The organism is Aquabacterium sp., from assembly GCF_041915145.1.
Lineage (GTDB): Bacteria > Pseudomonadota > Gammaproteobacteria > Burkholderiales > Burkholderiaceae_C > Aquabacterium.
The window spans coordinates 38563-60951 of record NZ_JAYSBZ010000001.1; the positions used below are offsets into that span (position 1 = coordinate 38563).

At 63.8% G+C, this 22389-nt stretch carries 23 protein-coding genes; 20 read left to right on the plus strand and 3 right to left on the minus strand.

What is annotated here, in order from left to right; translation table 11 throughout:
* Positions 1-44: 44 nt before the first annotated feature.
* Entirely contained in the window at positions 45-335 is a 291-nt protein-coding gene (locus tag ACE3SS_RS00180) for a hypothetical protein (RefSeq protein WP_374590058.1), read from the minus strand.
* Between the two features lie 258 nt (positions 336-593).
* On the opposite strand from ACE3SS_RS00180, the gene ACE3SS_RS00185 reads away from it, so the two are divergent.
* From ACE3SS_RS00185 to ACE3SS_RS00230, 10 genes are all read left to right on the plus strand, one after another.
* Positions 594-2945, plus strand: a complete 2352-nt coding sequence (locus ACE3SS_RS00185) for a Tex family protein (RefSeq protein WP_374590060.1) — start codon at positions 594-596, stop codon at positions 2943-2945.
* A gap of 28 nt (positions 2946-2973) precedes the next feature.
* A complete protein-coding gene (locus tag ACE3SS_RS00190; RefSeq protein WP_374590062.1) occupies positions 2974-4074 on the plus strand; it encodes a phospholipase in 1101 nt (366 codons plus the stop codon).
* Positions 4075-4119: 45 nt separating this feature from the next.
* A complete protein-coding gene (locus ACE3SS_RS00195) occupies positions 4120-5430 on the plus strand; it encodes a hemolysin family protein (RefSeq protein ID WP_374590063.1) in 1311 nt (436 codons plus the stop codon).
* Positions 5427-5702 (plus strand): DUF1653 domain-containing protein, encoded by a 276-nt coding sequence (locus ACE3SS_RS00200; protein WP_374590064.1) that lies wholly within the window; start codon positions 5427-5429, stop codon positions 5700-5702. The genes ACE3SS_RS00195 and ACE3SS_RS00200 overlap by 4 nt, the downstream gene beginning before the upstream one ends.
* Positions 5703-5886: 184 nt before the next feature.
* Positions 5887-6624 (plus strand): TetR/AcrR family transcriptional regulator, encoded by a 738-nt coding sequence (locus ACE3SS_RS00205; protein ID WP_374590066.1) that lies wholly within the window; start codon positions 5887-5889, stop codon positions 6622-6624.
* 42 nt (positions 6625-6666) lie between these two features.
* Positions 6667-8061, plus strand: coding sequence for a 3-oxoacyl-ACP reductase (locus ACE3SS_RS00210; protein ID WP_374590068.1), 1395 nt, complete (start codon positions 6667-6669; stop codon positions 8059-8061).
* Positions 8062-8072: 11 nt separating this feature from the next.
* Positions 8073-8957 carry a MaoC family dehydratase gene (locus ACE3SS_RS00215; protein WP_374590070.1) on the plus strand — a complete coding sequence of 295 codons (885 nt, stop codon included), beginning with the start codon at positions 8073-8075 and terminating at the stop codon, positions 8955-8957.
* A gap of 56 nt (positions 8958-9013) precedes the next feature.
* The gene (locus tag ACE3SS_RS00220; RefSeq protein ID WP_374590072.1) at positions 9014-10303 is read left to right on the plus strand and encodes an acetyl-CoA C-acetyltransferase; all 1290 of its coding nucleotides are present in this window, start codon (positions 9014-9016) and stop codon (positions 10301-10303) included.
* A gap of 154 nt (positions 10304-10457) precedes the next feature.
* Entirely contained in the window at positions 10458-12209 is a 1752-nt protein-coding gene (locus tag ACE3SS_RS00225; RefSeq protein WP_374590074.1) for an AMP-binding protein, read from the plus strand.
* An 82-nt stretch (positions 12210-12291) separates the two neighbouring features.
* Positions 12292-13146, plus strand: a complete 855-nt coding sequence (locus tag ACE3SS_RS00230) for a YbgC/FadM family acyl-CoA thioesterase (RefSeq protein ID WP_374590075.1) — start codon at positions 12292-12294, stop codon at positions 13144-13146.
* On the opposite strand, the gene ACE3SS_RS00235 is transcribed toward ACE3SS_RS00230, so the two are convergent.
* Positions 13141-13974, minus strand: coding sequence for an NRDE family protein (locus ACE3SS_RS00235; protein ID WP_374590077.1), 834 nt, complete (start codon positions 13972-13974; stop codon positions 13141-13143). The genes ACE3SS_RS00230 and ACE3SS_RS00235 overlap by 6 nt on opposite strands.
* 39 nt (positions 13975-14013) lie before the next feature.
* Positions 14014-14982 (minus strand): folate-binding protein YgfZ, encoded by a 969-nt coding sequence (locus ACE3SS_RS00240; protein ID WP_374590079.1) that lies wholly within the window; start codon positions 14980-14982, stop codon positions 14014-14016.
* Positions 14983-15075: 93 nt separating this feature from the next.
* On the opposite strand from ACE3SS_RS00240, the gene mltG reads away from it, so the two are divergent.
* From mltG to ACE3SS_RS00290, 10 genes are all read left to right on the plus strand, one after another.
* Entirely contained in the window at positions 15076-16122 is a 1047-nt protein-coding gene (gene mltG, locus ACE3SS_RS00245; RefSeq protein ID WP_374590081.1) for an endolytic transglycosylase MltG, read from the plus strand.
* On the plus strand, positions 16122-16793 hold the full coding sequence (tmk, locus tag ACE3SS_RS00250) for a dTMP kinase (RefSeq protein WP_374590083.1): 672 nt from the start codon (positions 16122-16124) through the stop codon (positions 16791-16793). The genes mltG and tmk overlap by 1 nt, the downstream gene beginning before the upstream one ends.
* 2 nt (positions 16794-16795) lie before the next feature.
* Positions 16796-17854: a DNA polymerase III subunit delta' gene (locus ACE3SS_RS00255; RefSeq protein WP_374590085.1), complete on the plus strand. Its 1059-nt coding sequence runs from the start codon at positions 16796-16798 to the stop codon at positions 17852-17854.
* A 26-nt stretch (positions 17855-17880) separates the two neighbouring features.
* Complete coding sequence (locus tag ACE3SS_RS00260; protein ID WP_374590087.1) at positions 17881-18282, plus strand: PilZ domain-containing protein; 402 nt, start codon at positions 17881-17883, stop codon at positions 18280-18282.
* A 59-nt stretch (positions 18283-18341) separates the two neighbouring features.
* Positions 18342-19115, plus strand: a complete 774-nt coding sequence (locus ACE3SS_RS00265; protein ID WP_374590089.1) for a TatD family hydrolase — start codon at positions 18342-18344, stop codon at positions 19113-19115.
* Positions 19116-19255: 140 nt separating this feature from the next.
* Positions 19256-19480 (plus strand): hypothetical protein, encoded by a 225-nt coding sequence (locus tag ACE3SS_RS00270; RefSeq protein WP_374590091.1) that lies wholly within the window; start codon positions 19256-19258, stop codon positions 19478-19480.
* Positions 19481-19661: 181 nt separating this feature from the next.
* A complete protein-coding gene (dcd, locus tag ACE3SS_RS00275; protein ID WP_374590093.1) occupies positions 19662-20231 on the plus strand; it encodes a dCTP deaminase in 570 nt (189 codons plus the stop codon).
* Positions 20232-20386: 155 nt separating this feature from the next.
* Positions 20387-20749: a DUF1801 domain-containing protein gene (locus ACE3SS_RS00280; protein WP_374590095.1), complete on the plus strand. Its 363-nt coding sequence runs from the start codon at positions 20387-20389 to the stop codon at positions 20747-20749.
* A gap of 87 nt (positions 20750-20836) precedes the next feature.
* Positions 20837-21694, plus strand: coding sequence for a 3',5'-nucleoside bisphosphate phosphatase (locus tag ACE3SS_RS00285; RefSeq protein WP_374590097.1), 858 nt, complete (start codon positions 20837-20839; stop codon positions 21692-21694).
* Positions 21695-21733: 39 nt separating this feature from the next.
* Complete coding sequence (locus ACE3SS_RS00290; protein ID WP_374590099.1) at positions 21734-22363, plus strand: L-threonylcarbamoyladenylate synthase; 630 nt, start codon at positions 21734-21736, stop codon at positions 22361-22363.
* Positions 22364-22389 lie beyond the last annotated feature (26 nt).

The window sequence follows — 22389 nt, forward strand, 5'->3', positions numbered from 1 at the left end:
GGTGGCGGTCGGCGAATCGATTTCGATTTCTTGCGGAAGCCGGATCAACCCGCGTCTGGTGGGGTGCGCAAAAAATCGGTCAGAAGGTCCTGCAATCGATGCAGATTGCCCAGCCGGTTGGCAGGACGCAACTGCAACGGCAACGTGACAGGCGGCACGTCTGGCATCGCAGCGGCCGTCTTTCCGGTATCTTGCTTGACGGCTTCCAGCGCGCGCATCACGACCTTGGTGGTCGACGCGTGAGCCGCCCGATCCCAATGTAGCGCTCCCGCGCCGCGCTGCGGCATGGCTGCCGGCGCGAGCTTGACGGTGGGGTGGCGGCTGAGCAGGTACATCGGTGTGCGGCGTGGTGGAGTGGCTTTGCTTTGCAAGGCTTGTGCATCCAGTTTCGTCAAATTGGTCACACCCCTTAAGGGGGAATAACGCAGATAGCGTGGCGTATTTCCGGTTCGAACGATGTGGCGGAGCTAGCACAAGCCCACCTCCTGACGCTCGGTGCGGCTATGGCAAACTGCCGCGCGCTTCGCAGTGCGCGCCAAGCTGCGCCTGCTGTTTTGTCGACGAAGTTGTCGACGCTTTCTCGTCAAGCCACCTTGGAAAAGATCCTCCTGCAAATCGCGGCCGAGCTGAAAGTCCGGCCTGCCCAAGTCAATGCTGCGGTTCAACTGCTGGACGGTGGTGCCACCGTTCCGTTCATCGCCCGCTACCGCAAAGAAGCCACTGACGGCCTCGACGACATCCAGCTGCGCGAGCTTGAAGTGCGCTTGTCCTATTTGCGCGAACTCGAAGACCGCCGCGCCGCGGTGCTCAAGAGCATCGACGAGCAGGGCAAGCTCACGCCCGAGTTGCGCGCCGCCATCGAGGCCGTGCCGACCAAGCAGGAGCTTGAAGACCTCTATTTGCCCTACAAGCCCAAGCGCCGCACCAAGGGCATGATCGCCCGCGAAGCCGGCATCGAGCCGCTGGCCGACAAGCTGTTTGCCGACCCCACGCTCGACCCGCAAGCCGAGGCCGCTGCGTTCGTGAATGCCGATGCCGGTTTTGCCGACACCTTCGCCGTGCTCGACGGTGTGCGCGACATCCTCAGCGAGCGCTGGGCCGAAGACGCGACGCTGATCGGCAAGATGCGCGATTGGCTTTGGAGCGAGGGCTTGTTCAAGTCCAAGCTGATGGACGGCAAGGACGAGAACCACCCCGACGTCGCCAAGTTCCGCGACTACTTCGATTACGACGAGCCCATCCGCACCGTGCCGTCGCACCGCGCGCTGGCGGTGTTTCGCGGCCGCACGCAAGAGATCCTCGACGCCAAGCTGGCGCTCGATGAAGAGCCGGTGCCTGGTCAACCCAGCCTGGCCGAAGGCCACATTGCCCGCCACCTGGGCTGGAGCCACGCCAAGCGGCCGTCTGACGACCTGATCCGCAAGTGCATCGCCTGGACCTGGAAGGTCAAGCTCAGCCTGAGCCTGGAGCGCGACCTGTTCGCCCGCTTGCGCGAAGAAGCCGAAGCGGTGGCCATCAAGGTGTTTGCCGAAAACTTGCGCGACCTGCTGCTGGCCGCGCCGGCCGGCAAGCGCGTGGTGATGGGGCTGGACCCCGGCATCCGCACCGGCGTGAAGGTGGCCGTGGTGAGCGACACCGGCAAGGTGCTTGATACGTCCACCGTCTACCCGCACGAGCCGCGCAAGGATTGGGACGGCTCGATCCACACGCTGGGCCGTTTGTGCGCAGCCCACGGCGTCAACCTGATCGCCATCGGCAACGGCACGGCCAGCCGCGAGACCGACAAGCTGGCCGCCGACCTGATCAAGAAGATCCAGCAGCTGGCGCCGGGCACGCCGATCGAGAAGGTGGTGGTGAGCGAGGCCGGTGCGTCGGTCTACTCGGCGTCTGAGTTCGCCAGCAAGGAGCTGCCCGATCTGGACGTGAGCTTGCGCGGTGCGGTCTCCATTGCCCGCCGCCTGCAAGACCCGCTGGCCGAGCTGGTGAAGATCGACCCCAAGAGCATCGGCGTCGGCCAGTATCAGCACGACGTGAACCAGAGCGAGCTGGCGCGCACGCTGGGCACGGTGGTCGAGGACTGCGTGAACTCGGTGGGGGTGGACCTCAACACCGCGTCGGCGCCGCTGCTGTCGCGCGTATCGGGCCTGAGCTCGACGGTGGCCGCGAGCATCGTGCGCTGGCGCGACGCCAACGGCGCGTTCAAGAACCGCAAGCAGTTGATGGAAGTCGCCGGCCTGGGCGCCAAGACCTTCGAGCAGGCGGCGGGCTTCTTGCGCATTCGCGGTGGCGACAACCCGCTCGATCTGTCTGGCGTGCACCCCGAAACCTACCCGGTGGTCGAGAAGATCATCGCGGCGGCGCAGCGCCCGATTCAAGAGTTGATTGGCAACACCGACGTGATCCGCAAGCTGCGCCCCGAGGCTTTCGCCGACGAGCAGTTCGGCGCCATCACGGTCAAAGATATCTTGGCCGAGCTCGAAAAGCCCGGCCGCGACCCGCGCCCCGACTTCAAGGTCGCGCGCTTCAACGACGGCGTCGAAGACATCAAAGACCTGAAAGAGGGCATGACGTTGGAGGGCACGGTCAGCAACGTCGCGCAGTTCGGGGCCTTCGTCGATCTCGGCGTGCATCAGGACGGCCTGGTGCACGTGAGCCAGTTGTCGAACAAGTTCGTCAATGATGCCCGCGAGGTGGTCAAGACGGGCGACATCGTCAAGGTCAAGGTGCTTGAGGTGGACTTGGCGCGCAACCGCATCTCGCTGACGATGAAGCTCGATGCAGCGACCGGGCCCAAGTCGGCCGGAGCAGGGCGGGGCGACAACAACTTCCGCCCGGCGGCGCGCAATGAGCGCTTCAACGCGCCGCGCGGCCAGCAGCCGGCGGCGCAGGGTGGGGGGCAGTCGGCCATGGCGGCGGCGTTCGCCAAGCTGCAGACCAAGCGCTGACCCGGCCGGGGCAGAACGACGACCAGCCATGCCAGCCTTGCGCATTCATGCCGGCCCTGCTGCGCGGCGCCACATCGAGCGGCATGGGCTGAGCCCGAAGGACGTGCGACTGATCGCCGGTGCGGCGGGCGGGCCCAAGGGGCTGATCCTGGGGCCGCTCGACCGCTTCGTGTTCGGCGAGTGGCTGCGCCAGTCCAGCCACACCGTGCATCTGCTGGGCGCCTCAATCGGCGCGTGGCGCATGGCCACGGCGGCCATGCAGGACCCGGCCACAGCCTTTGCCGCCTTCGAGCACGCTTACATCCACCAGCATTACGACCCCGAGCCCGGTCGCAAGCGGCCCTCGGCGGCGCTGGTGAGTCGCAAGTTCGAAGAGGGGCTGTATCAATTCTTCGGTGGCGATGTGCCCGGCATCCTGCAGCACCCGCGTTATCGGCTGCATGTGGTTACGTCGCGGGGCCAGCATGTGCTGGCGCGCGAAGGGCGCTGGCGCACGCCACTCGGCTATCTCGGGCTGGCGCTGAGCAACGCGGTGTCGCGCCGCAGCGTGGGGGCCTGGACCGAGCGGGTGGTGTTTTCGAGCGCCGGCGCGCCCTTGCCGGTGGACTTGCGCGACCTCAGGCACCGCTGCGTGGCGCTGACCGAGCAGAACTTTCACCCGGCGGTGCAGGCGTCGTGCTCGATCCCGTTCGTGCTGCAGGCCGTGCACGACATTCCTGGCGCGCCACGCGGCGCCTATTGGGACGGCGGCATCACCGACTACCACCTGCATTGGCGCTACCACGCCATGAACGAAGGGCTCGATCAGCACGTGCCGCAGGGGTTGGTGCTGTACCCGCACTTTCAGCGCGAACTGGTGCCGGGCTGGCTCGACAAGGCCTGGAAGCGCCGCCACAAGCCCACGTCCGGGCTGGACAACGTGATCGTGCTGGCACCCGATGCAGACTGGGTGCGCAAGCTGCCCAACGCCAAGCTGCCCGACCGCAACGACTTCACCCATTACGGGCTCGACTGGCAGGCTCGTGCCCGTAGCTGGACGCAGGCCGTGAGCGAGAGCCAGCGCTTGGCGGACGAGTGGCAGGCGTGGCTGGAGCAGGGCGCCCCGGTGGAACGCGTGGAGCCTTTGTAGTCGGGTGACATGTGCCGGTTGCGGTGGCCCGGTAAACTGCCGGCCGTGGACCTGACAACCAGCATCCTCCTAAGCGCGGCGTTGATCCTGGCCAGCGCCTTTTTCTCCATTGCCGAAATCTCGCTGGCTGCTGCCCGGCGCCTGCGTTTGCGTCAGATGGCGGACGACGGCGACCTGCGCGCCGCGCGCGTTATCGCCATGCAAGAGCAGCCGGGGCATTACTTCACAGTGGTGCAAATTGGCTTGAACGCCATCGCCATCCTGGGCGGCATCGTCGGCGAAGGCATGCTCACGCCGCACTACGCTCGCCTGCTCGAATTGATCGTGACGCCTCAGCTCGCCGCCCAACTCGGTTTTGTCGCCTCGTTTATGAGCGTGACGGCGTTCTTCATCTTGTTTGCCGATCTCTTCCCGAAACGGCTGGGCATGCTGCAGCCCGAGGCGCTGGCCGTGCGGGTGGTGGGGCCCATGCAGGTGTGCGTGACGCTGCTCAAGCCGGTGGTGTGGGCCTTCAACGTCATCACCGACGCGGTGTTCAAGTTCTTCGGTGTCTCGGTGCTGCGCGACGAGCGCATCACGTCGGACGACATCCTGGCCATGACCGAGGCGGGCCGTCAGGCCGGGGCCGTGGCGGTGCAGGAGCAGGAGGTGATCGAGAACGTCTTCGAGCTCGAAACCCGCACCGTGGCCAGCTCGATGACGCCGCGCGACCGCATCGTTTTCTTCTGCCTCGACGATGACGATGCCGAGGTGCGCGGGCGCATTGCCGCCGAGCCGCACTCGACCTACCTCGTCTGCGGTCGCGACATCGACGATGTGGTGGGCTACGTCGACGCCAAGGACCTGCTGACGCGCGTGCTCACCCAGCAACCCATCAGCCTCAAGACCGAGGGGCTGCTGCACAAGGTGCTGATCATCCCCGACCGCCTGACGCTGGCCGAGGTGCTGGAGCAGTTCCGCCTGGCGCACGAAGACTTTGCAGTGATCGTCAACGAGTACAGCCTGGTGGTGGGCGTGATCACCCTCAACGATGTGATGAGCACGGTGATGGGCGGCCTGGTGTCGCCTTTGATCGAGGAGCAGATCGTGCAGCGCGACGACAAGTCGTGGCTCATCGACGGTGTCACGCCGATCCCCGACGTGCTGCGCGCCATCGGGCTCGACGAGCTGCCGCATCAAGAGGAGTACGCCACCTTGGCGGGCTTCTTGATGGTGATGCTGCGGCGCATTCCGAAGCGCACCGATACCGTGAGCTGGGGCGGCTATCGCTTCGAAGTAATGGACGTGGACAGCTTCAAGATCGACCAGGTGATGGTCACCAAGCTCGACCCGAGCAGCGAAAGTTTCACCGCATGACGCTCAACACCCACGATCGCCCCGTCGCGCCCTTGCCAAGTCTGCCCACGGGCATTTACCGCCACTACAAAGGCGGCCGGTATGAGGTCTACGGCGTGGCGCGCCACAGCGAAACGCTGGAGCCGGTGGTGGTCTACCGGCCGTTGTACGGCGAGCGTGCACTGTGGGTGCGACCGTTTGCCATGTTCACCGAACGCATCGAAGCGGGCGGGGAATCGCGCCTGCGCTTCGAGCTGGAAACACCGCGCGCCGCACGCTGCGATCTGGCGTGAGCGCTTTGGGGGCCAGCCGGCGCCGCGCTCAGACCCCTCATTTGCAGGGCAAACGACCAATTTGATTGGTGCGGCATGGGAATGTCGCTACCATACGCTCGTTTGAATTAAACGCATGTTTTAAACTGCGAGCGGCGGCTGCACGAGATCGACAGCTCAACAGCCAGCCCCATGGAGACACCCTTTGGCGCTTCAATCCGTATCCGGTCGAACGCAGTCGGCCGACACCAAAACCCGCATCCTCGACGCCACCGAAGATCTGTTCGTTGAATTCGGCTACGAGAGCATGTCGCTGCGCCAGATCACATCGGCAGCGCAGGTCAATCTGGCCTCGGTCAACTATCACTTCGGTGGCAAGGAAGCGTTGATCCAGGCGGTGTTGTCACGCCGGATGGACAAGCTCAATGATGAGCGTTTGAAACTGCTGGATGCCCTGCAATCGACCCAAGGCGCCGCGCTGACCTGCGAGCATGTGCTCGTGGCCATGTTTCTGCCGGCCCTGCGCATGGCCGGTTTCGACGAGGCGGGCGGGCCGCGATTCCTGAGATTTCTGGGGCGCGCCTACACCGATGTGTCGTCGGTCGTGCAGGACTTCGTCAACGGGCACTACACGTCGTCGCTCGGGCGTTTTTTCGACGCGTTCCAGCAGACTCTGCCGCAGTTGCCGCGCCAGGAACTCGGCTTTCGCCTGCATTTCGCCATGGGCGCGGTGGCGGGCGTGCTGGCGAGCTCGAACACGAATCGCCTGGTGCATGACTTCACCCGAGGTCAGTCGGATGACGAGGCGGTTGTCATCGGGCGGCTGGCCGCGCTGATGGTGGCTGCTCTCAACGCGCCACTGCCCGACCCCGCGCAATTGGATGCGCTGAAGACCATCATCGCGCGGGCCGACGAATCGCGTGCCGCCGAGTCTTCTCGGTGACTGCCTTCATCTTTTTCTCAACTTTCAACCTCGCTTAGTGTCATGAAAGACGGATACATCGACTTCGCCAACTCGGCCATGGGCGCCAAGCTCGTCAACGCATTGGGCTTGCCCAAGCCGCTGCCCCTGGAGCGCCACAAGGCGGGCGCGCCCGTGCTGTCGGGGCCGGCGCTGATCGGCGCATCGGAGGGCGCTGCGTTGCTCGAGCCCATCGCCAAAGTGCTGGCTGCCATCAAGGCGCAAAGTTATGCCCACGAGCGGGCCGTGCAATGGGTTGGCGTTGCCAACGCGGCGGGGCTGACCACCGGGCGTTGGGGCGGTGAAAAGGTCAAGGCCCTGGTGTTCGACGCCACGGGCCTGAGCGACAGCACGCAGTCCGACGCGCTGTACTGGTTCTTCCATGACGCCGCTCGTTCGGTGCTGCCGTGCGGCCGCATCGTCGTGCTGGGGCGTCCGCCCGAGCAGCAAACCAGCAGCCGCAAGGCGACGGTGCAGCGCTCGCTTGAAGGCCTGACTCGTTCGCTGGGCAAGGAGTTGCGCAAGGGCATCAACGCCCAATTGGTGTACGTGGCCGAAGGCGCCGAAGATCAGGTCGAGTCGACGCTGCGCTTCTTGCTGTCGCCGCGCTCGGCCTACGTATCGGGCCAGGTCATTCGCATCGGCAAGCCGATTGGCGCCTCGCAGGCACCGGCGGACTGGAATCTGCCGCTGTCGGGAAAGAAGGTGTTGGTGACGGGTGCTTCGCGCGGTATCGGCGCATCGATTGCCGAGGTCGTGGCGCGCGACGGCGCCCAGGTCATCGTGCTCGACGTGCCCCAGGCGCAAGCCGGGCTCGACGAGGTGGCCAAGAAGATCGGCGGCAAGGCCCTGGCCCTCGATATCGGCGCGCCCGACGCCCCCCAAAAACTGGTGGACGCCGCCAAGGCCGACGGCGGTTGGGACGCGATCATCCACAACGCCGGCATCACCCGCGACAAGACCATCGCCAACATGAAAGAACACCTCTGGCAGATGGTGGTCAACGTCAACCTGTCGACGCAAGAGCGCATCAACGACGCCATGGTCGAGTCGGGCGCGCTCAAGTCGGGCGGCCGCATCGTCTGCGTCTCGTCGATTTCGGGCATTGCCGGCAACATGGGGCAGACCAACTACGCGGTGTCGAAGGCCGGCGTGGTCGGCATGGTTCAAAGCACCGCCCCGGCGCTGGCCGCCAAGGGCATCACCATCAATGCGGTGGCCCCCGGTTTCATCGAAACCGCGATGACCGCCGCCATCCCGTTTGCCATCCGCGAGGCGGGCCGTCGCATGAACTCGATGAGTCAGGGCGGTCAGCCGGTGGACGTTGCCGAAGCCATCGCCTGGTTTGCAGGCCCGGCATCTGGCGGGTTGACCGGCAACGTCATCCGGGTTTGCGGACAAAGCCTGTTGGGCGCCTGAGGCCACGAATCATGTTGATGCGCACAGCCGAGACCACCATGAAGACCATCGAGATCAGCAGCACGCCTTCGGCGCTCAGCCTCTACAGCTCGGCGCTGCGTTCTTCGAGCAAGCGGCCCGGCTCGGCCGAGTTGCCTGCGGTTCGGCTGGTGCGATCGGGGGTCATGCTCGATGGCGCGCACATCGAGCGCTATGCCCGGGTGTGCGGCTTTCGCATGTCGCAAGGCGTGCCGCCAACGTATCCGCACATGCTGGCCTTTCCGCTGCAAATGAAGCTCATGTGCTCGCCAGCCTTTCCGTGGTCGGTGATGGGCCTGGTGCATCTGGGCAACACGATCGAGCAGCATCGTGCGCTGGCGCCGGGCCAGAAGCTCGACGTCGAGGTTGCCACCGGCGAGCTCATTGCGCATGACAAGGGCCAGGTCTTCTCGCTGCTCAGCCGCGCCACGCGCAACGGTGAGCTGGTGTGGGAGAGCGCGAGCTACTACCTGCGCATGGGCGTGCGTGCCCCGCGCGGCACGCCGTATCAAAGCGCGCTGATCGATGACACCCCCTTGTCGCGCCAGGCCGACTGGCAGGCGCGCGCCGACATCGGCCGTCGCTACGGCAGCGTCTCGGGCGACATCAACCCGATTCACCTGTCGGCCGTGTCGGCCAAGCTGTTCGGATTCAAGCGCGCCATCGCCCACGGCATGTGGACCAAGGCCCGGGCACTCGCGACGCTGCTGCCGCAGGAACCGGTCGAGCACGTGCTGGCGCAAGTCGAGTTCAAGACCCCGCTGTTTCTGCCGGGGCGTGCCACCCTCTGGACTGGCCAGACCCAGCAGGGCGTGCTCTTCGAGGTTCGCAACGGCCGAGGCGACAAGCCTCATCTGCGCGGCAAGCTCGCGCTGTAAGGCGGCTCGCCCAGATTTTCAAGACCAATCAGATTTTCGTTTCAGGAGACAAACTCATGACCGCCATTCGCCGCGTCGCCATCCTGGGTGGCAACCGCATTCCGTTTGCACGCTCCAACACGGTGTACTCGCACGTGTCCAACCAAGACATGTTGACCGCCGCGCTGCAGGGCTTGGTCGATCGTTTCAACCTGCACGGGCTGCGTCTGGGCGATGTGTCGGGTGGCGCGGTGATGAAGCACTCACGCGACTTCAACCTGGTTCGCGAAACCGTGCTCTCGACCACGCTGGCGCCCGAGACGCCCGCGTTCGATATACAGCAGGCCTGTGGCACCGGCCTTGAGGCCGCCATGCTGATCGGCAACAAGATTGCGCTGGGCCACATCGACTGCGGCATCGCCTGCGGCGTCGATACCACGTCCGACGCGCCCATCGGCGTCAACGAGAAGATGCGCAAGATCCTGCTCGAAGCCAACCGCAAGAAGACCACCGGCCAGAAGCTGTCGCAAATCGCCAAGGTGCGCCCGAGCATGCTGATCAAGCCGACGATCCCGCGCAATGGCGAGCCGCGCACCGGGCTGTCGATGGGCGAACACGCCGAACTGATGGCCAAGGAATGGGGCATCACCCGCGAAGATCAAGATCAACTCGCGCTGGCCAGCCACAAAAATATGGCGGCCGCTTATGAGCGCGGCTACTTTGCCGATCTCATCACGCCCTACAAGGGCCTGAGCCGCGACAACAACATGCGCCCCGAACTGACTATCGAGAAGCTGCGCTCGCTCAAGCCGTGCTTCGACAAGAAGGTCAACCCCGGTCAGGGCACGCTGACTCCGGGCAACTCGACGCCGCTGACCGACGGTGCCTCGGCCGTGCTGCTGGCGAGCGAAGACTGGGCTCGCGAGCGCAACCTCCCGGTGCTGGCGTATCTGACTTTCAGCGAGGTGGCGGCGGTGGATTTCTTCAACAAGAAAGAAGGCTTGCTGATGGCGCCGGCCTACGCCGTGCCCCGCATGCTGGCTCGTGCCGGCATCGCGTTGCAGGACTTTGATTTCTACGAAATCCATGAAGCCTTTGCCGGCCAGGTGCTGTGCACGCTCAAGGCCTGGGAAGACGCCAAGTACTGCAAGGAGCGCCTGGGGCTCGACAAGCCGCTAGGTTCGATCGACCGCAGCAAGCTCAACATCAACGGCAGTTCACTGGCTGCGGGGCACCCCTTCGCCGCCACCGGCGGTCGCCTCATCGCGACGCTGGCCAAGATGCTCGGCGACAAGGGCTCGGGCCGTGGCCTGATCTCGATCTGCGCGGCCGGTGGCCAGGGCGTGGTGGCCATCCTCGAGAAGTAACGCTTGCACTCGGCATCACTTGGGTCACGGAGTTGACGCAAGTGACGCTCCGGTATGATCTGCAACGCGCGGTAACGCGCGTACCACATCATGGGCCGACCTGCTGTATCGGGTGACGGTTCCTCCTGAAAACAGGAATAAAGAGGAGATTGAGATGACACAAGCAGCGTATGCGCCGGCAGCGGTCAAGCCATCCGTCTTGAACGCGGATGGCACGACCAACCGAATCTGGCTGTCGAGCTATGTGGCCGGCGTGCCGGCAGAGATCAACCTGAACCAGTACGAATCGCTGAACGCGTATTTCGACGAGTGCATCTCGAAGTTCCGCCCACGCGTGGCCTTCGTCAGCGTGGGTAGCGAACTCACCTACGCCGATCTTGAAAATAAGGTGCAGGCCTTTGCGGGGTGGCTGCAAAGCCAGGGAGTCAAGAAGGGCGACCGCGTCGCCATCATGAGCCCGAACCTGTTCCAGTATCCGGTCTGCCTGTTCGCCATCTTGCGCATTGGGGCGATCGTGGTGAACGTCAATCCGCTGTACACGGCGCGTGAGCTTGCGCACCAGTTGAAGGACAGTGGCGCTGAAACCATCATCGTGATGGAGAACTTCGCCAAGACGTTGCAGGACGCGCTGCCCGGCACGGCCGTCAAGCGCATCGTCCTCACGCAACTCGGCGATCTGCTCAGCGACGGCATCAACCTCAAGGGCCGCGCGCTGAACTTCGTGCTGCGTCATGTGCAGAAGATGGTGCCGGCGTACTCGCTGCCCGGTGCAATCTGGCTACGCACGGCGCTCAAACAAGGCGCCAAGGTCGCCGTCAAGCCTGTGCAGGTCAAGCGCGACGATCTCGCCTTCTTGCAATACACCGGCGGCACCACCGGCGTGGCCAAGGGCGCCATGCTGACTCACGGCAATGTGCTGGCCAATTGCCTGCAAACCAAGGCCTGGGCCGACAACCAGTGGTCCGAGTCCGAAATCGAGACGATGCTGACGCCGCTGCCGCTGTATCACATCTACTCGCTGACGGTGAACTGCCTGATCTTCCTGGGCGTTGGTGGGCGCAACGTGCTGATCGCCAATCCGCGCGACACCAAGCGCGTGATGATGATCATCAAGAACGAGAAGTTCAGCGCCGTGTCGTGCGTGAACACGCTGTTCACGTCATTCCTGGACGACCCCGAGTTCAGCAAGCTCGACTTCTCGAAGCTCAAGCTGGCGATGGCAGGCGGCACCGCGCTGCAACGCTCCGTCGCGGAGCGCTGGCACAAGGTCACGGGCAACTGCATCGTCGAAGGCTATGGCCTGACCGAGTGCTCGCCGATCGTGACGATGAATCCCGTTGACATCTCGAAGCCGATGCCGGTGTTCACCGGTTCGATCGGCTTGCCGCCACCTTCCACCGAAGTGCGCCTGCGTAGCGATGACGGCGCCTGGGTCGAGATCGGCGAGCCGGGCGAGATCTGCGTGCGTGGCCCGCAAGTGATGAAGGGCTACTGGAACCGCCCCGAAGAAACAGCCAAGGTCATCGACGCAGAAGGCTGGTTGTCGACTGGCGACGTCGGCGTGATGGACGACAAGGGCTTCTTCAAGATCGTCGATCGCAAGAAGGACATGATCCTGGTTTCCGGCTTCAACGTGTATCCGAACGAGATCGAGGACGTGATCGCCATGCACGACGAGGTCAAGGAGGTCGCCGTGATCGGCGTTCCGGACGCCAAGTCGGGTGAGGCGGTCAAGGCCATCATCGTGCCGCGTGACCCGAAGCTCACCAAGGAAGCCATCCTGGAGCATTGCCGCGCGAACCTGACGGGCTACAAGATGCCTCGCCACATCGAGTTCCGCACCACCGAGCTGCCCAAGTCGCCGGTCGGCAAGATCCTGCGCCGCGAACTGCGCGACAGCAAATAAACTGCCGGGCAACTACCTTGGCGCCGCGTGTGACTCAGGTCGCACGCGGCGTTTTGTTTTGTGCGCCTGACCGAAGGCTGGCATGAGTTGCAAATTCAATCTGCATCATCGATTGCGGGTGCGTTGGGCGGAAGTCGATCCGCAAGGCATCGTCTTCAATGCCCACTATCTGACGTATTTCGATACCGCCATGACCGAATATTGGCGGGCACTCGGTCTGCCCTACGAGGCGCTGGTGAACCGATTCAAGGGCGACCTGTTCGTCCGCAAGACCACCATCGAGTATCAAGACAGCGCGCGTTTTGACGATCTGCTGACCGTGTCGGCTCGCTGCGATCGGCAGGGGCGGTCTTCTCTGACCTTCGCGTTTGCGCTGACTCGGCAAGACAGCCCGCTGGTGAGTGGTGAACTGGTCTACGTGTTCGCCAGCCAGGCCGCCCGGCAGCCCAGCCCGGTACCCGATGAGCTGCGCGAGCTGATCAACGCCTACGAGGCGGGCAAGCCGATGTACGAGGTGCGTGTGGGCGACTGGAACGCGCTGGGCGCTGATTCGCGGCAGGTGCGTACGGCGGTGTTCATTGACGAGCAGAAGATCCCTCCGGACATGGAGTGGGATGACGCTGACTCCGGCTGTCTGCACGCTGTGGCCTACAACCGCCTGGGCATGCCGGTGGCCACGGGGCGCCTGCTTGAGCATGTACCGGGCGTCGCCAAGATCGGCCGCATGGCGGCGGTACAGGCCGTGCGCGGCGGTGGGGTGGGGCGGCGCGTGCTCGATGCACTGATGCAAGCCGCTCGCGAGCGGGGCGACCGCGAGGCCTTGCTGCACGCCCAGGTGTCGGCGTGCGGCTTCTACGCCCGCGCCGGCTTTGTAGCGCGCGGGCCGGAGTTCGATGACGTGGGTATTCCCCACGTCGAGATGACACGGCTGCTATGAGGTCGGCGTTTCAGGCGGCCAGGCGGGCAAAACGAACTGCTGTTGGGTGGCTGGCTTGCCGGAGTGAAAGGTGCGCTCGAGCACTGCGGTGAGCCAGCCGGTGTCCAGCCGTTCACAGATCAACACGGTGCTGCAGCGGGTGCCGTAGCGTCCGTCGAATAGGTTCACATGAGCGGCCGACAAGGCTCGCTCCGCCTCCAGCGGCACGCCGGTGGACGGCAATTGATCGTCCGGCGCCAACTGGGTGTCTTCGAGCACGGCAAACAGGCGCGCGGCCAATGCATCGCGGTCGACGGCCTCGGTCACGCTGTCGGCCATTGCTCGCTTGAGCGCCTGAACCTTGGGCCAGGGGGTGTCGAGTTCCGCATTGGATAGCCCGTAGACGCCCGAAGCCAACGCTCGCGGCCGTGGATGCCGACTGGAGGCGTACCAGCCGGCCGGGTTCGATGACCCGTTGGCGACGAGGGCACTCAACTCAAACGCCATCAGATTGAATCCGTTGTAGGCGGCGAGATCATGCCGAGTCCAGAATGCATCGAATTGGTCGCGGCTGCGCAGCCATTCCGGCACCAAGGCGCCCCGCGATGCGGCCGTGTCCCGATGTTCGCTGGGGTTGCGGATGTTGGTGAGCAGGGCCAGTCGCCCGGATTCGGACAAACCCAGCCAGGTGCCACCAGCATCGAGATCTCGCCCGGCCAGAATGAACGGCGCGGCATCGGGCCACCACTGCATGGGTTCGGCCTTCCGATCGAAGAACTCGTCGCGATTTGAGGCCAGCACGAACGGAAAGCGCGGGTTCTGACCCAGCGCGACGGCCGCTAGACACATGATGCAAAGACTTCGATGTGGCGGGTGCCGGCCGGGTCGTCAGCCCTGGGCGGATTCGGTAGTTTCGTCGGGCAGCGAATAAGGCAGATCAACGACATGCATAACCGGGCCATCGGGAGAGCCCAGGTGCAAGCCCGCACCCTCTAGCGCAGCCAACTTGGTCTCAACAAGCGCGCTGAAACCACGGGTGGGGTGCGGCGCGATGTTGACGACCATGCCGCAGGGTTGGCCCGAATCCTCGGCGCTGAAGATTTCTTGTCCGGGCTGCGCGGCCGCGTCCGTCTGCGTCAGAACGGCGCGTCGCTTGAGCTTGCCCAAATATTGACTGCGCGCCACGATTTCCTGCCCCGGGTAGCAGCCCTTCTTGAAGTTGACTCCGCCCACCAGCTCGAAATTGACCATCTGTGGAACGAATTGCTCCACCGTGCCGGCCACGATCGATGCCACGCCGCTGGTGACGTCCAGCCACTTCCAGCTGTCGAGCGGCAGGGCGGGGTTGCCGGCCAGCAGGGTGTCGGCCTGGGCAGCCGGCCCGGCCCACAGATAGCGGCGCACATGGGCGCCGTTGGCACTGCCATCGGGCAGGCGGGTCAGCACGCCGTCGGCTTGCGCCACGCTGCTCCACACGGCCAGATCAAGGTCGCCCAGTCGAGCCTGCGCGCTGGGGCCCGTGAGCCCTATCAGCGCCACGTCGCTTGAAGCGTCGTCGAGCTTGACCTTGGCGCGCAGCACGAACATGCTCAAGCGCTTGAGCGTGGCGGGCAGCAAGTCGGCACTGCATGCCAGCCAATACTGATTGGGCTGCGGGCAGATCGCGACGAAGCTGGCCAGCATGCGACCCTTGGCCGTGCAGAGGGCCCCCAGACGCGCCTGATGAGCGGCGAGCGTCTTGATGTCTTGACTCAACTGACCATGCAAGAAGGTGGCGGCATCGTCGCCTTGCGCCCGGATCACACCCCAGTGCTGGAGTCTGACGGCGCCATCAAGTTGAATTGCGGAGGTGTTCACGTGACTAAGAAGCAAAGGCTGAGGACGAAGGGGCGGCGGGCACGGAGCCGCGCCGTCGGATGATTATCATCGCGGGTCTTTGAAGCACCCATCATGAAGCAAAAGAGAAGCAAGCAAGGCGGTCAGGGATTACGTGCGCTGATGGGGTGGTTGATCGCGCTGACGGTCTGTCTCGTCTTGGCCGTGGCAGCCTGGGCCTATTGGCAGGTCACACGGCCGTTGCCGTTGGCCGCGCCCAGCGTCGAGTTGTCCATCGAGCCGGGCACCACGCCTCGTGCGGTCGCTCGCAGCTGGGTCGAAGCGGGTGTACGGGTCGAGCCGTGGGTGCTGTATCAATGGTTTCGCTGGTCAGGCCGCTCGGCAGCGATCCGTGCGGGCAATTACGAGCTCACGCAGGGCATGTCGGCCCGAGATCTGCTGCGCATGATGGTGCGCGGCGACGAACGCTTGAGCACGGTGAAGCTGATCGAGGGCTGGACCTTCAAGCGGTTTCGCGCCGAGCTGGCGCAGGCGGCCGGTCTCAAGAACACCATCGGCGCCCTCAGCGATGCCGAGGTGATGGCGGCGCTCGGCGAGCCTGGTGCCATGCCGGAAGGGCAGTTCTTCCCCGACACCTACACCTTCAGCAAAGGCAGCACCGACATCGCCGTGCTGAAGCGGGCGCATCGCGTCATGCAACATCGTCTGGCCGAGGCCTGGGAACGCCGCGCTGCCGACACGCCGCTCAAGAGTCCGGCAGAAGCCCTGATCCTGGCCTCGATTGTCGAAAAGGAAACCGGGCGTGAGTCAGATCGAGGCTTGGTCGCGGGTGTGTTCGTGAACCGCTTGCGCATCGGCATGCCTTTGCAAACCGATCCGAGCGTGATCTACGGCCTGGGCGATCGTTTCGACGGCAATCTCCGTCGGCGCGATCTGCAGGCCGATACGCCGTACAACACCTATACCCGGGCCGGCTTGCCGCCCACGCCGATCTCGATGCCAGGGCGCGCCTCGCTGCTGGCGGCGGCGCTGCCCATGCCCACCAAGGCGCTGTATTTCGTGGCGCGCGGCGATGGATCGAGCGAATTCAGCAACTCCCTGGCCGAGCACAATCGAGCTGTCGATCGTTTCCAGCGCAATCCAACCAGAAAAGGCCCCTGATGGAGCACGCCGCAACCCCGTCCACACCAGCCCACGGCACGCCCCCCGATGCCGCCCCGCTGCGCGGACGATTCTTGAGTTTCGAGGGCATTGACGGGGCGGGCAAGACCACGCACATCGACGCCCTGGAGCAGCGATGGCGTGCGGCTGGGCTCGATGTGGTTCGCACGCGGGAGCCGGGCGGCACGGCCTTGGCCGAGCGCCTGCGCGAGCTCGTGCTGCATCAGCCGATGGACGCGCTTACCGAGGCGCTGCTGATCTTTGCAGGCCGGCGCGACCACCTGCAGCAAGTCATTGAGCCGGCGCTGCACCGCGGTGCGCTGGTGCTTTGCGATCGATTCACCGATGCCACATTTGCCTACCAGGGCGCCGGTCGAGGGTTCGACATGGCCACGCTCCAGCAGTTGGAACAATGGGTTCAGCAGGGGCGTCAACCCGACCTGACGCTGTGGTTCGATATTCCGCCGGCGGTGGCGGCCGAGCGGCTGGCGTCGGCCCGCCAGCCTGATCGGTTCGAAGCCATGGATCAGGCCTTTTTCGAGCGCGTGAATGCCGGCTATCGGGCGCGCCAACAGGCAGAGCCGCAGCGCTTCTTACGCATTGACGCCAACCAGTCGGTTGACGCGGTGGCGCGGGCGGTGCAAGCCGAACTGGCCGCCAGGGGGTGGTGAGCATGGAGCCAAGTCTGGCGACGGCCGCGACCGGCTTTGTCGGCGCCGATTACCCTTGGCTTGACGTGCCGCTCGGCAAGGCCTTGAGTACCCAGCATGGTCATGCGCTGCTGGTGCACGGGCCGGATGGTGTCGGGCAATTCGAGTTTTGCCTGCGGCTGGCTCAGGCGTGGCTGTGCGAGCACGCAGACCGCGTGCCTGGCGCACCCGCTTGCGGCGTGTGCGCCAGTTGCCACCTGGTGGCCGCGCAAGTGCATCCCGATCTGCTGGTACTCGTTCCAGAAGCGTTGCGTGAACCGCTAGGGTGGGGCGCCGCCGACAACGAATCAGCCGATTCGGGCGAGGAAAAAAAATCCAAGACCAAGCCCAGCGCCGAAATCAAGGTTGATGCAGTCCGCCGGGCGGTCGCGTTTGCGCAGCAAACCTCTGCGCGCGGTTGCTGCAAGGTGATCGTGATCTACCCCGCCGACCGCATGAACGCCGTGTCGGCCAACACCCTGCTCAAGACACTCGAAGAGCCGCCTGGCGCGGCGCGCTTCATCCTCGGTGCGGGTCAAGTCGAGGGTTTGCTCCCCACTATTCGAAGCCGCTGCCAGGCCTTTCGCCTGGATCTGCCCGACGTCAGCGCTGCCCAGAACTGGCTGACTCAGCGAGGGCTGAAACAGCCGGACGTGGCGCTGGCAGCCAGTGGCGGTGAGCCACTGACGGCGCTGGATCATGCCCGGCAAGGGCTCGATGCCGACACCTGGGTCAAGTTGCCCAGGCTGGTGCAAGCCGGGCAGGCCGGGCCGTTGGCGAATTGGCCGGTTGCGCTGGTTGTGGATACCCTGCAAAAACTCTGTCTTGACTTGACGCTCCTGTCGCTCGGGCAAGCGCCGCGCTATTTTCCGGCAAACAGTTTGCCCAAGGGTATTCCCACGCGCAGATTGGTCGGCTGGTCGGGCTCGCTAAGAAAATCCCGGCGTCAAGCGGATCACCCCTTGAATGCCTTGTTGCAAATTGAAAATCTGGTTATGCAAGCACAACAGGCTCTAACTGGTGCAGTATTACCGCCCACTTAATGCGTTCGGCCGGTAAACTGCCCTCCATGAATGAAGTCGTGAGTCGTCCGCCTATGGCCACCGCAGCTGCTGCCCCTGCCGCAGGAGGAGCTCGACCGAGCGTTATTCAGCTCGTATTCCGTGAAAAGGGCGCGCTTTACGCGGCCTATATTCCGGTGTTTGCTGACGGAGGGTTGTTCGTGCCCACCGCACGCGACTACAAACTCGGCGAGGATATCTACCTGCTGCTGTCGCTGCCCGATGATCCGCAGCGTTACCCGGTCGCCGGCAAGGTCGCTTGGATCACTCCCGCCAACGCATCTGGCGGTCGCACCCAAGGTGTGGGCGTCAAATTCCCGTCCGATGAGAAGACACGCTTGTTGCGTGTCAAGATCGAAGAAGTCCTCGGGACTTCGATCTCGTCAGCCAAACCCACCCAAACCCTGTAGCGCGGCGCTCCGCTCGACGCGCCTGGTTTCTGGGGCGCGGGGCCCTTCATCGCTACAGCATGTTTGTTGATTCCCACTGCCATCTGAACTTCCCGCAACTTCGTTCGGAGTTGCCTGCCATTCGCGATGCCATGGCGCAAGCCCAGGTCGATCGCGCGCTTTGCATTTGCACCACGATCGAAGAGTTCCCTGAAGTCCACGCCCTTGCACAGGGATACGACAATTTCTGGGCCACGGTTGGCGTGCATCCCGACAACGAGGGCGTTCACGAACCCACGGTCGACGAACTCGTCGAGCTGTCCACGCACGGCAAAGTGGTCGCGGTGGGTGAAACCGGTCTCGACTACTACCGCTTGGGCGATCGATCGCTGTCCGACATGGAATGGCAACGACAGCGCTTCCGCACGCACATTCGAGCCGCGCGCCAGGCCAAGCTGCCCATGATCATTCATACGCGCAGCGCCAGCGACGACACGTTGAGCGTCCTGCGCGAAGAGCAGGGCGAAAAGGTCGGTGGTGTGTTCCATTGCTTCACCGAAAGCCTGGCCGTGGCGCGGGCTGCGCTGGATCTGGGTTTCTACATTTCGTTTTCCGGCATCCTGACATTCAAGACCGCACAAGAATTGCGCGAGGTGGCCCGCTACGTGCCGCTCGACCGCTGCCTGATCGAAACGGACAGCCCCTACCTTGCGCCGGTGCCGTATCGTGGCAAGACCAACAACCCGTCGTACGTGCCCCATGTGGCACGGCAACTGGCCGAGTTGAAGGCTTGCGATATCGAGACCATTGCAGAGCACACCAGCCGGAATTTCGAGACGCTGTTCCGAGTTTGACCTCGTGTGCCGAGCGGCACACGGGACTTCCCTGTCAGTGTGTTTCTGACATTCGATATGGCTGGCTGCCGACTGTTAGCGCCCGGGCTTGCCGCCTAGAGTCACCTCCATCGCATGTCATTTTTCACACTGGAGGTCGTATGCAACATCAAGGTCTCGTCGCCAATCCGTTCGCGCTGATGATGGATCCGGAAGCCGTGTTTCAAGCCATCGAATGTTCGGATCGCCTGAATCGCCTGCAGCGCCGCGTCTGTCGCCCGCTGGACAAGCCTTTGATTCCGAAAATCGGCGACGACGCCGACGCATTCGACCAATCGGTTGATGCCGAACCCGACCTGCCCACGGCAGAAGATCTGTCGGCCTGACCGCACCGAATCGGCTGGCCCGCCGCCTCCAGCGGGTCGGCCCGCATCAGCGCCATTGCTGATGCGACGTGATCGCCTTGAGCTGACGCAACTCACCGTGTCTTCTGCGTGACCGCGTCAGGCTCTTTAGATCAAGCGATGGCCAGACTGCCTACAATGCGCGCCGTCTAGGAGCGCGTTTATGAGCATCAAGTCCGACCGTTGGATCCGTACCCAAGCCGTTGAGCACGGCATGATCGAGCCGTTCGAGCCCGGCCAGGTTCGCGTTGCCGCAGACGGCCATCGCATCGTCAGCTACGGCACCAGCAGCTACGGATACGACATCCGCTGCGCTGACGAGTTCAAGATCTTCACGAATATCAATTCGACGATCGTCGACCCGAAGAATTTCGACGAGAAAAACTTCGTCGACTTCAAGGGCGACGTCTGCATCATTCCGCCGAACAGCTTTGCGCTGGCCCGCACGGTGGAATATTTCCGCATCCCGCGCAATGTGCTCACGATCTGCCTGGGCAAGAGCACCTATGCCCGCTGCGGCATCATCGTCAATGTCACGCCATTCGAGCCCGAATGGGAAGGTTACGTGACCCTGGAATTCAGCAACACCACGCCGCTACCCGCCAAGATCTATGCAGGCGAAGGCTGCGCCCAGGTGCTGTTCTTCGAGAGCGACGAGGTGTGCGAAACCAGCTACCGCGATCGAGGCGGCAAATATCAAGGTCAAACAGGGGTCACGCTCCCCAAGACCTGACCCCCCGCAAATCGAGGGGGTGATTAATGCCGCATGTCGGCAATCTTTTGCTAATTGTTAATAGGCGGTAACAATACGTGTCATTGACGCGGGTTACGATGAAAGCAGTTGTGAAAACAACGTGAAGCTTTCATTTTTGGTTATAGGCGGGCAGTATGCGCCGACCCATTCACTCAGCGGCACTCATCAATTCGTTCTTCGACAGTCTCACCGCCGACCAGCGCGATGTGGCCCAGGCGTTGCAACAGGCCATTCTTCAAGCAGCGCCCCATCTGCGGCAAGAAGTGAAGTGGGGCAATCTGTGCTTCTCCGACGAAGGCGAAAATCTGATCGCCATCGTGCTGCACAAGTCTCAAGCACACATGCAAGTCTTCAACGGCGCGCAGTTGGTTGACCAGTTTCCGCAACTGGAGGGCACCGCGCGGGGCATGCGGCTGATCAAGTGCCGCTACCGTCAACCCATCGATCAAGCTTTGGTCGCTGCCATCACGCATGCCGCCATCAAGGCTCTGGGCTGAGTTGCCCGATATCGGGAAGCCCCACCGTGGAGCTTGTCATCGCACTGCCTCGATGTGCTGCGGGGCAGCCACTCTTAGAATGTTTCCGTGAGTTTTCTCAACGCTGATCTGCATTGCCATTCGAATGTGTCCGACGGTACGCTGCGTCCGGAGGATCTGGCTGTGCGGGCGCGCGACAACGGTGTCGATCTGTGGGCACTGACCGACCACGATGAAGTGGGAGGGCAGCATCGCGCCATGGTTGCCGCGCTGGCCATCGGCTTGCCTTATCTGACGGGTACCGAGATTTCGGTGACGTTCGCCGACAAGACGGTCCACATCGTCGGGCTCGGGTTTGATCATGAATCTGAGCCGCTGGTGAAGGGCTTGGCCGAAACCCGAGGCGGTCGTGAGCGCCGCGCCCAGGACATCGGCGACCAGTTGGCTCAGGCCGGCATCCCCGGCGCCTATCAAGGGGCGCTGCGTTATGTTGGCAACCCGGATCTCATCTCCCGCACCCACTTTGCGCGCTACCTGGTCGAGGCGGGGGTGTGCGGCGACACCAACGAAGTGTTTCGGCACTATCTGGTCGAGGGCAAGCCTGGGTTCATCCAGCATCGCTGGGCGCGACTGGCAGACGCGGTGCGCTGGATCAACGAAGCCGGCGGTCTGGCCGTGATTGCGCATCCTGGGCGATACGGTTTCACGCCCAACGAGGAATATGCGCTTTTCAGCGAATTCAAAACGCACGGCGGGGTTGGCGTTGAAGTTGTCACGGGCAGCCATGCCGCGCACGAATTCGGCATTTATGCCGACATGGCTCGCGAATTCGATTTGCTCGCGTCGCGCGGCTCGGACTTTCACTCGCCCGACGAGAGTCGCATCGATTTGGGCAATTTGCCAGGGTTGCCGGCGAGTGTCCGACCGATATGGGATGCACTGGCGCATCGCATTCGTCAGCCCTGAGCGGGCATGCGCCGGCCCTGAGTCGGGCAACAATCAAGAATGGCTCAATATTTCGTTGTTCACCCCGAGAACCCGCAGGCACGCTTGCTCAAGCAGGCGGTGCAAATCCTGCAGCAGGGAGGCGTCATCGCCATTCCCACCGACTCCAGCTACGCCCTGGTTTGCCACCTCGACGACAAGGGGGCCGTTGATGCGATGCGCCGCATACGTGGCATCGATGACAAGCATCAACTGACGCTGTTGTGCCGGGACCTATCAGAACTCGCGACCTATGCGTGCGTCGACAACCGGCAATACCGACTGCTGAAATCCGCCACGCCGGGGGCCTACACCTTCATCCTGGACGCGACCAAAGAGGTGCCGCGGCGTGTCAGCCATCCGTCCCGGCGCACCGTCGGGCTGCGCGTGCCGGATCATGTGGTCACGCAGGCGCTGCTTGAACTCCACGCCCAGCCACTGCTGTCCACCACGCTGATCCCGCCCGGCGAGAGCGAGCCGCTGAACGACCCGCATGAGATTCGTGATCGCTTCGAAAAGCAGATTCAAGCCGTGATCGACGCTGGCGCCTGCTCCATGCTGCCCACGACGGTCGTCGATTGCACTGACGGAGAGCCCCGGGTGTTACGCCAAGGCAAGGGCGAGTTGTCTCGTCTCGGGTTGATGGCCTGAAAACGTTCGCGACGCGCGAAGCGTGG

Coding starts and splice junctions, on each gene's coding strand:
- ACE3SS_RS00280 (WP_374590095.1), top strand. CDS start 20,387: ATGCGCCGACCCATTCACTCAGCGGCACTCATCAATTCGTTCTTCGAC.
- ACE3SS_RS00230 (WP_374590075.1), top strand. CDS start 12,292: ATGAGTTGCAAATTCAATCTGCATCATCGATTGCGGGTGCGTTGGGCG.
- ACE3SS_RS00260 (WP_374590087.1), top strand. CDS start 17,881: ATGAATGAAGTCGTGAGTCGTCCGCCTATGGCCACCGCAGCTGCTGCC.
- ACE3SS_RS00200 (WP_374590064.1), top strand. CDS start 5,427: ATGACGCTCAACACCCACGATCGCCCCGTCGCGCCCTTGCCAAGTCTG.
- tmk (WP_374590083.1), top strand. CDS start 16,122: ATGGAGCACGCCGCAACCCCGTCCACACCAGCCCACGGCACGCCCCCC.
- mltG (WP_374590081.1), top strand. CDS start 15,076: ATGAAGCAAAAGAGAAGCAAGCAAGGCGGTCAGGGATTACGTGCGCTG.
- dcd (WP_374590093.1), top strand. CDS start 19,662: ATGAGCATCAAGTCCGACCGTTGGATCCGTACCCAAGCCGTTGAGCAC.
- ACE3SS_RS00270 (WP_374590091.1), top strand. CDS start 19,256: ATGCAACATCAAGGTCTCGTCGCCAATCCGTTCGCGCTGATGATGGAT.
- ACE3SS_RS00190 (WP_374590062.1), top strand. CDS start 2,974: ATGCCAGCCTTGCGCATTCATGCCGGCCCTGCTGCGCGGCGCCACATC.
- ACE3SS_RS00290 (WP_374590099.1), top strand. CDS start 21,734: ATGGCTCAATATTTCGTTGTTCACCCCGAGAACCCGCAGGCACGCTTG.
- ACE3SS_RS00225 (WP_374590074.1), top strand. CDS start 10,458: ATGACACAAGCAGCGTATGCGCCGGCAGCGGTCAAGCCATCCGTCTTG.
- ACE3SS_RS00265 (WP_374590089.1), top strand. CDS start 18,342: ATGTTTGTTGATTCCCACTGCCATCTGAACTTCCCGCAACTTCGTTCG.
- ACE3SS_RS00180 (WP_374590058.1), bottom strand. CDS start 335: ATGTACCTGCTCAGCCGCCACCCCACCGTCAAGCTCGCGCCGGCAGCC.
- ACE3SS_RS00235 (WP_374590077.1), bottom strand. CDS start 13,974: ATGTGTCTAGCGGCCGTCGCGCTGGGTCAGAACCCGCGCTTTCCGTTC.
- ACE3SS_RS00255 (WP_374590085.1), top strand. CDS start 16,796: ATGGAGCCAAGTCTGGCGACGGCCGCGACCGGCTTTGTCGGCGCCGAT.
- ACE3SS_RS00215 (WP_374590070.1), top strand. CDS start 8,073: ATGTTGATGCGCACAGCCGAGACCACCATGAAGACCATCGAGATCAGC.
- ACE3SS_RS00210 (WP_374590068.1), top strand. CDS start 6,667: ATGAAAGACGGATACATCGACTTCGCCAACTCGGCCATGGGCGCCAAG.
- ACE3SS_RS00220 (WP_374590072.1), top strand. CDS start 9,014: ATGACCGCCATTCGCCGCGTCGCCATCCTGGGTGGCAACCGCATTCCG.